The organism is Peptidiphaga sp. (genome assembly GCF_057238965.1).
In genome coordinates this window covers 33,432-42,457 of the sequence record NZ_DBHHEV010000005.1, presented here as the reverse complement: position 1 = coordinate 42,457, position 9,026 = coordinate 33,432, and the positions used below count along the sequence as shown (strand labels likewise).

At 63.8% G+C, this 9,026-nt stretch carries 9 protein-coding genes; 4 read left to right on the top strand and 5 right to left on the bottom strand.

Going from position 1 to position 9,026, the window contains the following annotated elements; genetic code table 11:
* A partial coding sequence (locus ACO48X_RS01500; protein ID WP_484999863.1) for an amino acid ABC transporter permease occupies positions 1 to 401 on the bottom strand: 401 nt, incomplete at its 3' end.
* A 133-nt stretch (positions 402 to 534) separates the two neighbouring features.
* On the bottom strand, positions 535 to 1,740 hold the full coding sequence (locus ACO48X_RS01495) for a transporter substrate-binding domain-containing protein (protein ID WP_484999861.1): 1,206 nt from the start codon (positions 1,738 to 1,740) through the stop codon (positions 535 to 537).
* 486 nt (positions 1,741 to 2,226) lie between these two features.
* On the opposite strand from ACO48X_RS01495, the gene ACO48X_RS01490 reads away from it, so the two are divergent.
* From ACO48X_RS01490 to ACO48X_RS01475, 4 genes are all read left to right on the top strand, one after another.
* Entirely contained in the window at positions 2,227 to 3,072 is an 846-nt protein-coding gene (locus ACO48X_RS01490) for an SDR family oxidoreductase (protein WP_484999859.1), read from the top strand.
* A gap of 20 nt (positions 3,073 to 3,092) precedes the next feature.
* The gene (locus ACO48X_RS01485; protein WP_484999857.1) at positions 3,093 to 4,175 is read left to right on the top strand and encodes an alpha/beta fold hydrolase; all 1,083 of its coding nucleotides are present in this window, start codon (positions 3,093 to 3,095) and stop codon (positions 4,173 to 4,175) included.
* 131 nt (positions 4,176 to 4,306) lie between these two features.
* Positions 4,307 to 5,698 carry a sugar porter family MFS transporter gene (locus ACO48X_RS01480; RefSeq protein ID WP_484999855.1) on the top strand — a complete coding sequence of 464 codons (1,392 nt, stop codon included), beginning with the start codon at positions 4,307 to 4,309 and terminating at the stop codon, positions 5,696 to 5,698.
* Positions 5,699 to 5,726: 28 nt separating this feature from the next.
* Positions 5,727 to 6,689 (top strand): PfkB family carbohydrate kinase, encoded by a 963-nt coding sequence (locus tag ACO48X_RS01475; RefSeq protein WP_484999853.1) that lies wholly within the window; start codon positions 5,727 to 5,729, stop codon positions 6,687 to 6,689.
* 177 nt (positions 6,690 to 6,866) lie between these two features.
* On the opposite strand, the gene ACO48X_RS01470 is transcribed toward ACO48X_RS01475, so the two are convergent.
* Genes ACO48X_RS01470 through ACO48X_RS01460 form a run of 3 tightly spaced genes read right to left on the bottom strand, consistent with a single transcriptional unit; the run spans position 6,867 to position 8,826 of the window.
* A complete protein-coding gene (locus tag ACO48X_RS01470; RefSeq protein ID WP_484999851.1) occupies positions 6,867 to 7,340 on the bottom strand; it encodes a hypothetical protein in 474 nt (157 codons plus the stop codon).
* 29 nt (positions 7,341 to 7,369) lie between these two features.
* Entirely contained in the window at positions 7,370 to 8,407 is a 1,038-nt protein-coding gene (locus ACO48X_RS01465) for an ATP-binding cassette domain-containing protein (RefSeq protein ID WP_484999849.1), read from the bottom strand.
* Positions 8,404 to 8,826, bottom strand: coding sequence for a PadR family transcriptional regulator (locus ACO48X_RS01460; protein WP_484999847.1), 423 nt, complete (start codon positions 8,824 to 8,826; stop codon positions 8,404 to 8,406). Before ACO48X_RS01460 ends, ACO48X_RS01465 begins: the two co-directional genes overlap by 4 nt.
* Between the last annotated feature and the right edge of the window lie 200 nt (positions 8,827 to 9,026).

Here is a 9,026-nt window from a genome sequence, read left to right as displayed (position 1 = left end):
ACGTGGGCCATCGCGTTGACCCGCGTCATGCCCAGAGACTGGGCGGACTCCCACTGGATCGCTCCGACGGAGTCGAAGCCGGAGCGGAACGCCTCGGCCATGTATCCCCCTCCGAGAAAGCTCAGCCCGATGATCGCGCTGGCTTCGGAGGAAAGGACGACGCCCGCCTTCGGCAGGCCGTAGTAGATGAAAAAGAGCTGGACAATGAGCGGCGTGTTGCGCGAGAGCTCGATGTAGAGGCCCACCGCGCGTTTTGCGACGGGCACCTCGAGATACCGGATGATCGCGCACACAAGCCCGATGGCGAGCGACGCCGCGATTCCGACGGCGGCCACCCGCACCGTGACGAGCGCCCCCTCCAGAAAATAGGGCAGGTACTCGCGCAAGACCTGGGAATTCACCTTCGCGTGACCTTTCTTTGGGGCGGCTTGGACCGTTGAGTCTGCAGCCGCGCAGACTGTGCGCCGACGGCTTCGCCGACGCCGTGGCCGAGGGCGGGAAGCCTCGCCTGAAGCTGCGCCCCGCCCTCCAAGGTCACTTGTCGGCCGCCTGGGACCCGTCGGCGGAATCCGGCGCTCCTGAGTCGGCGGCTCCCGCCGGCGCTTCGGACGCCTCGGGGCTGGCCGACTCTTGGCCCTTGCCGGCCTGTCCGTCCTTGCCGGATTCTTCGCCCTTGCCGGCGCCGTCGACCTCGCCGCCCTCGACGACGAGCTCGTCGGGCTTGGCCGAGTCTCCGTAGACGGGCGCTAGCGTCTTCTCGTAAGCCTTGTGGAAGAACTTCTCCTTGCCGAGGGTTTCAAGCTCTTTGTTCAGCCAATTGCGAAGGGGCGCGTTGCCTTTTTGGACGGCGCCCGCGATGGTGTCCACGGGGCCGAGCTGCGTGATGCCCGTGACGAACTTGTCCTTGTTCTCGCCCTGCCTGGAGAAGGCCAAGGCCTCGGTGTTGTCGGTGACCCACACGTCCCCGCGGCCGTCGGCGAGCGCGTTGTAGACGTCGGAGTACTGGTCGTACTTGGCGGGCTTCCAATCGGGGTGCTTCGCCTGAATGTAGGAGTCCGCAGTGGTTCCCTTGACCACCAGGATCTTCTTGCCGCTGAGCTGGCTCTCGGACGTGATCGGGGCGTCTTTGCGCGAGACGGCGCCGAGCGAGACCTTCATGTAGGGCTTTGCGAAATCCACCTTCTGCGCGCGCTCAGGCGTGACCGTGAAATTGGCCAAGATGACGTCGACCTTGCCGGAGGTCAGGTACTCGACTCGCGAGTCGGCCACGACGGGCACAAGCTCGAGCTTGACGCCCAGGTCCTTCGCGATCCTCTTGGCGTATTCGACGTCGTAGCCGACGTTCGTCCCATCCGAATCGGTGTACCCGAAAGGCGCCTTGTCGCCGAAAACGCCTATGCGGATCGTTCCTGCGGCCTTGATCTGCTCGGGCGTCCGCGCGCCCACGGGCTTGACGGAGGATCCGCCGGCCCCCTTCGTCCCTTCCGAGGTTCCGCCCGAGGCGCCGTCCGACGCGTCCTTCGACGTCAGGCTCCGAACGCCGAAGTACGCCGCAACGAAGACGAGGACGGCGACCAGCGCGAGGCCGACGGCCTTCAGCCCCTTGCCCGAGCGGGACGCGGCCTTGGCCACCAGCTCGTCGATGTCGCGAGTCCCCTCTTCGGCCTGATGCTCCTCGACCGCTTCGGAATTCTTGCCGTCTGAGACGCCGGAATTCTTGTTGTCTGAGTTGTTTGACATGGTTTTTCTCACTCTCGTTGAAGAAACGTGGAACTAGAGAGAACGTGAAACTAGAGAGACTGAGAGGCGCGGCTACGGCGTCGCGGCGGAATGCGCCTCAGAGCCCCCGCGGGGTCACGTCGGCGCGCAATCCGGGAATTTCTACCGGAATTTCAAAGGCGACAACAGCGAATGCCCGCAGTGAGCAGACACATTCGGCACATGTTGTCGTTGATCATGGGCAAGACGTTAGCACGCACTGGACCGGAGACTGTTAATCGAACGCCCCGGACGGCGAAGAGGCCGGTTTTTCCTCTCACCGCGCATTTACGCTGAAGTTCCGCGATTTTCCTGGAATAATGGCTGCACGTATCGACAAGGTCAAATGTGGCAATCGTCTCCCGCGCTTGTCGGGCGAAGTCGCCGTTCTCGCAGCTCGCGACTCGGCTCGGCCGGCCCTCCGCCCGCACCGCGACGGGGGCAATCGAATCCTCGCAAGGAGCAATCATGACCATTGCAATCACCGGAGCCACCGGCAATATCGGCCGGGCGGCCGCGCTCTCACTCATCGATTCGGGGGTTGACGACGTGCGGCTGCTTGTGCGCTCCCCCGCCAAGAGGCCCGACGAACTCAAAGGACTTCCCTACGCCGTTTGCACGTACGCCGACGACGAGGCCGCGGTGGCCGCGCTCGAGGGCGTCGACGCGCTGCTGATGGTCTCCGCCAAGGAGAGCCCCCACCGCGTCGCCGACCACCGGGCATTCATCGACGCCGCTTCGCGGGCGCGCGTCGGCTCCATCGTCTACACGTCGTTCCTGGGCGCCGCCCCCGAGGCCATTTTCACCCACGCCCGCGACCATTTCTTCACCGAGGAGCACATCAAGGCATCCGGCATCGCCTGGACCTTTCTGCGCGATTCGTTCTACCTCGAGTTCTTCGCCGAGCTCATGGCTTCGGGCGAGATCCGCGGCCCCGCGGGAGACGGCGCATGCGCCGGGGTCTCCAGGTACGACGTCGCCCGCGTCGCCGCCGCCGTTCTCGCCGACCCCGGCGCCCATGCGGGCAAGACCTACGATCTGACGGGTCCCGAGGCCTTCACGATGGCCGAGGCCGCGCGCATCGGAACCGAAGCCACCGGAAACCCGGTCGAATACATCGACGAGACGATCGAGCAGGCCTGGGCCTCGCGCGAGCCCTACGGAGCCCCTCAATGGGAGACGGCGGCGTGGATCACCACATACACCGCGATACGCGCGGGCCAGCTCGACGTCGTCACCGACTCAGTCGAAAAAATCACCGGCCGCGCGCCCCTGTCCCTCAGCGACGTTCTGGCGGCGCAAAGAGTTTCCTGACAATCGAAAGAACAGAATAAGTGAGCTTTTCCCTCCACCCTGCCGTGGACCGTTTTCGCAGTTTCAGGGCAGGCCGCAAAGAGCGCCGCGCCCGCAAGCGCGAACGCATCAAGGCCCGCAGCCGCCCGTATCGGATCCTTCGGGGAACGGGGGCGTTTCTCCTCCGTTCCTTCGTCGCGGTCACAGCCGCAAGCCTCATCTTCAACGCCGTTTCGCAGCCACCCGAGTACCTAGAGGCGACCACCGGCCACACGGCCAAGGTAGGATCCGCGGACGTCCACTACGAAAAGTGGGGCAACGGAAGCCAAGCGGTCGTCTTGCTTCCGGGCTTCGCCGGATCCTCCGTCGCCTACGATTACGCCGGGCCCAAGCTCGCGGCCAAAGGGTACGCCGTTTACGCGGTCGACCTGCCCGGATTCGGCTACACGCGCGGCGGCGACGCCCGCGACATTCGCAGCCAGGCGGATCTCGTCGCAGGCTTTGCGAAGAAGATGGGTCTCAACCGCCCGATCGTCGTGGGGCACTCGATGGGCGCCTCCGTGGCCGGAGGCGTCGGATTGTGGCACCCGCAGTCCACAGGAGGGGTGATCTTCGCCGACGGCGACGGCCTCGACATTCAGGTTCCGAGACGCATCCCGGGATGGATGGCGAAATCTCCGTACATAACCAGCCTGTACCGGATCGGCTCGCGGTGGACTTGGCTCGATCAAAAGATATTCAAGCGCTCTTGCGGATCTACGTGCACGATGTTCGATGGGGAAAAGGGAAAGGCCTTCACTAAGCGAATAACTCGGCCCCTCACATCGAGGAGCGCCGAACGCACCATTTCCGACACTATGAAAGAGTTCACGATCCTCCATTTGACGCCTAAACAAATTCAGTCAATCTCCGTTCCAAGCTCCATCATTTGGGGATCGGAGGACGTCTCCGGCGGGTACCTCGTGCGAACCCGCCAGAATCTGGGCAATCCGCCGGAAAGGATCATCCGAGGGGCGGGGCACCAGGTCATGCTCAGCCATCCCGACGAGTTCGCCTCGTCCGTGGACTCCTTGACGAGGCGGATGCTTGAAAACAAGCGGGCTGCCCAGCATTCGAGAGGCTGAAGTGCCCACATTGTGGGACGGATTTGCGCCGTTCTGAGGAGGACGTAGAGTGACGGTAGGTCGCCCCCGCCGACCCTCGTCGCCCTGTTTCCGACGGGCGTGGCGTGCGTTTTTCCACAAGGAGTCCCTCGATGTCGAGTAGACCTATATCAGCACCTCGGGAGAGGGTGAATGCCCTCGTTATCAGAAGCGCCGTCGTGGCCGCCATCGGCGGTCTGATCTTCGGCTTCGACACCGCCGTCATATCCGGCGCCAACGACGCCCTCGCAGACAGATTCAAACTTGATAATTTTGGAACCGGGCTAACCGTCGCCATCGCAACGGTCGGCACCATTTTCGGCGCCCTCATCGGAGGGCGCCTGGCAGACCGATACGGACGGAAGAACCTTCTATTCGTCATCGGCATTCTTTACGTTCTGGGTTCTGTGGGAACTGCCGTTGCCTGGACTCACGCAATTCTATTGGCTTTCAGGTTCGTCGGAGGCATCGGAGTCGGCCTTTCCTCCGTATGCGCCCCCATCTACACCGCCGAAATCGCCCCGGCGCGCATACGCGGGCGATTGGTTGGCCTCGTTCAGTTCAATATCGTTTTGGGCATTTTGCTGGCGTACCTGTCCAACTACATCATCCAGCAGACCATCACCGATCCGATGGAAGCCTGGCGGTGGATGTTGGGAGTCATGGTCGTGCCATCCGTCTTTTTCCTCCTCCTTTTATTCTCGGTGCCCGAAACCCCCCGATGGCTTATGTCCCGCGGGCGGAACAAAGAGGCTGTCGAAATCAGCCGTCGGCTGTGCAGCACCCAGGCCGAATCCGAGGAACAGATCGCAGAGATCCGCCAGCAGCTGGCAGCGGACCGCACGAAGGGAAGCCTGTCCGACTTCTTCTCGCGACGCTATCGCAAGGTCGTCTTCTTCGCCTTCATCATCGCGATGTGCAACCAGCTCTCAGGCATCAACGCGATCCTCTATTATGCCCCCAAGGTTCTAGAAAAGGCAGGGGCAAGCGAAGACGAACGATACCTCATGTCAGTGGCCGTCGGCGTCATGAACCTCATCGCCACAATGGCCGCCCTGACAGTCATCGACAAGATCGGGCGCCGATCGCTCATGATCGTCGGCTCGATCGGCTACCTGCTGTCGCTGGGTTTCCTCACGGGCGTCATGTTCATGTACGAGGGGCATTTCAATCCGACGTCGTCCGTGCTGGTGCTCGTCGGCCTGCTCTTCTTCATCGCAGCCCACGCCTTCGGCCAAGGCTCCGTCATTTGGGTCTTCATCTCAGAGATCTTCCCGAACAAGGTCCGCGGGACCGGGCAATCCTTCGGCTCCCTCACGCACTGGGTCTTCGCAGCAATCACAACTTTCGCCTTCCCAACGGTCATCGGCAGCTGGGGCGGCGGATTCGCCTTCCTCATCTTCTTCGTCTGCATGTGCGGCCAGCTCTTCTGGGTCCTCAAGATGATGCCGGAGACCAAGGGGGTCCCGCTCGAAGAGATGGAATCCAAGCTAGGCTTGAAGTAGCAGCGACGCCCCGAACGAAGGAAACAACGTGACCACAGCAAACAAACCAGTTCTCTGCCTGGGAGAGGCCCTCATCGACGTCGTCATCAGGGGCGAAGAGTCCTCGGAACACGTGGGAGGAAGCCCGCTGAACGTGGCCAGCGTGCTGGCCAATCTGGACAGGCCCGCGCTCATCGGCGCGTGGTGGGGCAAGGACCGCCACGGGAAAATGATCGAGGACTTCGCCGCCGGGCACAAGGTCGGGGTCGTCCCCGGCAGCAACGGCGCTTTCAAGACGTCCTTGGCCTACGCCCTGCTCGACGAGCTCGGCCGCGCCAAGTACGAATTCGATCTGACGTGGGAAGTTCCGCCGCTGCCGCATCCCGGCGACATCGCCCACCTGCACACGGGAAGCCTCGCCGCGACCCTTGAGCCGGGCGGTTCGGCGGTGCTTCAAGCCGTCAAGGACTTCGCCTCTCAAGGGACGGTCTCCTACGACCCGAATGCCAGGCCGGCGATCATGGAGTCTCCGGAAAAGGTCATCGGCCGCATCGAGGAGATCGTCGCACTCTCCGACGTCGTCAAAGCGTCCGACGAAGACCTCGCTTGGCTGTACGGCAAAGAGACTCCGGTGGAGGAGGTCATGAGGCGCTGGTCGAAGCTCGGCCCCGGACTCGTGGTGGTGACGCGCGGACCGTGGGGCTCTTACGCCCGTCTGGCCGCCGAACGCGACATGCTCGTCGTCGATCCGCTGACGATCGACGTGGTCGACACCGTGGGCGCCGGCGATTCGTTTATGGGCGGCCTGCTTTCGGGGCTTCTCGACGCCGGATTCCTCGGCTCGATCGAGGCCAAGGCCAGGCTCCGCGAGGCCAGATGGAGCGAGATTCTCCCCGCTTTGCACCGTGGAACGGTGACGTCCGGCCTGACCGTGAGCAAGGCCGGCGCATACGCGCCGTCCGCGATCGAAGTGGCCGACGTCGTCAAGTCCGATCCGAAATTGGCCTCCTGACGTCGAACCGTTGACAATGCGGGGCGGGCGCGTATGCGCCCGCCCCGTTTTCGTTCGACGCCGCGCACGCTTTTCGACCCGGACACCGCCCCGCATCCCCGCGGCCAAGTCTTCTCTAGGCGGTTCAGCTCGGGCTTACTCGCCGCACCCCAGCCTTCCGGCGTCGGCCGCGGCGCCCTAATTTTGCTGCGTCGCTGCGGGAAGCCTGGAAGCGCGCACGATCCCGAGCCTCGCCACGCTCGCTCCCCACGCCGCCAGCGCACACAGCGCAAAGACAAGGAGGAAGTGCAGCATTCCCTCGCTCAGCGCTTGGGCGTCCTCCGCTCCGATCGCGTAGGCTGAGATCTTGCGCGTCGACCACAGCGGCAAGAGCTTGGCCTTCGAGCCGTCGGGGTCCACAAGGAGCTGGAGGGCCATGACCGAAAGAAGCGCAAGCGCCCCTTCGAGTTCTCTGGCCACCGCGAAGCTCATGAGGGCTCCCAGCGGGACGCTTACAAGCACCGTCGTCACGAGGAGAAGGCCTACCGCGGAAATGTGCACGACGTCCTGGGTCGTCGCCACAACGGCGAAGTACACGCCGGAGACCGCCAAGCCGATGCCCGCCTGGGCGATGTGCCGCCCGGCGAAAAGCACGGACGGCCTTGCCCCCATGACGCACAGTCGCCTGTCGAGTTGACTGCTTACGACGCCGCTGAAGAGCGAGAGAGTCGCAACCGCCCAGCCCACGCCGATCGCGAGCAGCCGTATCGCCTGCCACTGCACGTCGATCCGAACAAGGTAAAAGACCATGGGCAGCAGAAAAACGAGGAAAAGCGCAAGGGGTCGCCGCAGGGTCTCTTCGGCGCCGATCTTTGCAATGGTCCACACGTTCCTGATTCCTCCTGAGGATGCAGCTCACACGTCCAGTCGACGCCGTCGAGGTCGTGAAGGATATGGGTGACGACGAGCACGCCGGCCCCCGCCTCGCGCCAGGAAAACAACTGCTCCCAAAAGTCCGTGTACGTCCCCTGGTCGAATCCCTGATAGGGCTCGTCGAGGAGGATGAGCCGCGGGCGATTGATGCCGCCGAGCACCACGTTGAGCTTCTGCTGCGTGCCGCCCGAAAGGCGAGCCGCACCTAGCTTGCGGCTGGGCCGCCACCCAAGGCTTTGGGCCAAGCGCGTTCCGGCGACGAGGGACTCCCGCTGATTCTTCCCGTCGAGCGACCCGAAAAGCCGGAAATGCTCGGAGGCGGTCAGCAGAGGCGAGAGGCCTCCGGCTTGGGGGACGTAGCCGACGTTTTCCACTCGTTCGACGCTTCCCGACGTCGCACGCACAAGCCCCGCGCAGATCTTGAGCAGCGTCGATTTTCCCGAGCCGTTGGCGCCCACGACCGCGCCTATTTGACCCGACTTGAGCTCGAGGCTCACATCCCGCACAACCGTCTTTCGCCCGTACCGTTTGCTGACGTCCCGCAGCCGCAGAACCGGCGCACCAGAATGCGGCCCGTCCGAACGCCGCTCTCCTCTGACGGCAGCGCGCGCGGCCCTCGCAAGTTCGCGCGCATACGCCTCCGCCGGCCCATAGACCTCCTCCGGCGGCCGGGCGTAGTCGCGCGCTTCGGCAACGGACTCCTCCGCAAGCCTTCGAGCGCGGCGGGCCTCGATTCCCGCGTCTGCCAACCCGCGTTCCAATCGAAGGGCCCAGCTTTCCGAGTCAAGGCCCCGATCTTCGCTCATCGCCAGTCTCCTTCCCGGCGAACCGCCACTTCTGGGCGAACGGCCTCGCCCCCGCGAATCGCCGACTGCCGGGCAATCGCCTCCCGAGGGATCGCCTTGCCGTCGACCGTCGCTTCGACCGCCGCCTTGAATTGCTCCCACGTTTCCACGAGCTCGCGAAAAGTCTCGCGGCCTTTCGCCGTCGTCTCGTAGTACTTTCTGGGAGGCCCTGACGCGGAAGGCTCTTTCGAAGCCGCAATGAGGCCCTGGCGCTCCATGCGAACGAGCGCGGGGTAAAGGGTTCCTCCGGGAATGTCGCCGAAACCGGATTGCGCAAGCCGCTCGGCCAGGCTGCGCCCGTAATCTCGTTGGGCGTCAATGAGGCCGAGCAGGCAAAAGTCTAAAAAGCCATGCAGCCATTGTTGAGTTCTTGGATTCACGCTAGTCAGTCTAGCTATCAACCGGTAGAAAGTCTAACTAGCTACCCGAGAGCGGCTTGATGCTGGCCGACCGGCGACAAATTGGCCTAGACTCCAGCAAGACGCTGGACGTTCCGCGCCCGACAGCCTCCGCGCCTTCCAGCCTAGGCGCTTTCAAATCCGGCGGAACTGCGCCCCGACGGCGGCCCTAGAACGGGCTC

What these genes read in the sequence shown, in the direction of transcription:
- ACO48X_RS01495 (WP_484999861.1), bottom strand. Translation starts at nt 1,740, where the DNA reads ATGTCAAACAACTCAGACAACAAGAATTCCGGCGTCTCAGACGGCAAG.
- ACO48X_RS01490 (WP_484999859.1), top strand. Translation starts at nt 2,227, where the DNA reads ATGACCATTGCAATCACCGGAGCCACCGGCAATATCGGCCGGGCGGCC.
- ACO48X_RS01480 (WP_484999855.1), top strand. Translation starts at nt 4,307, where the DNA reads ATGTCGAGTAGACCTATATCAGCACCTCGGGAGAGGGTGAATGCCCTC.
- ACO48X_RS01470 (WP_484999851.1), bottom strand. Translation starts at nt 7,340, where the DNA reads ATGGGGGCAAGGCCGTCCGTGCTTTTCGCCGGGCGGCACATCGCCCAG.
- ACO48X_RS01465 (WP_484999849.1), bottom strand. Translation starts at nt 8,407, where the DNA reads ATGAGCGAAGATCGGGGCCTTGACTCGGAAAGCTGGGCCCTTCGATTG.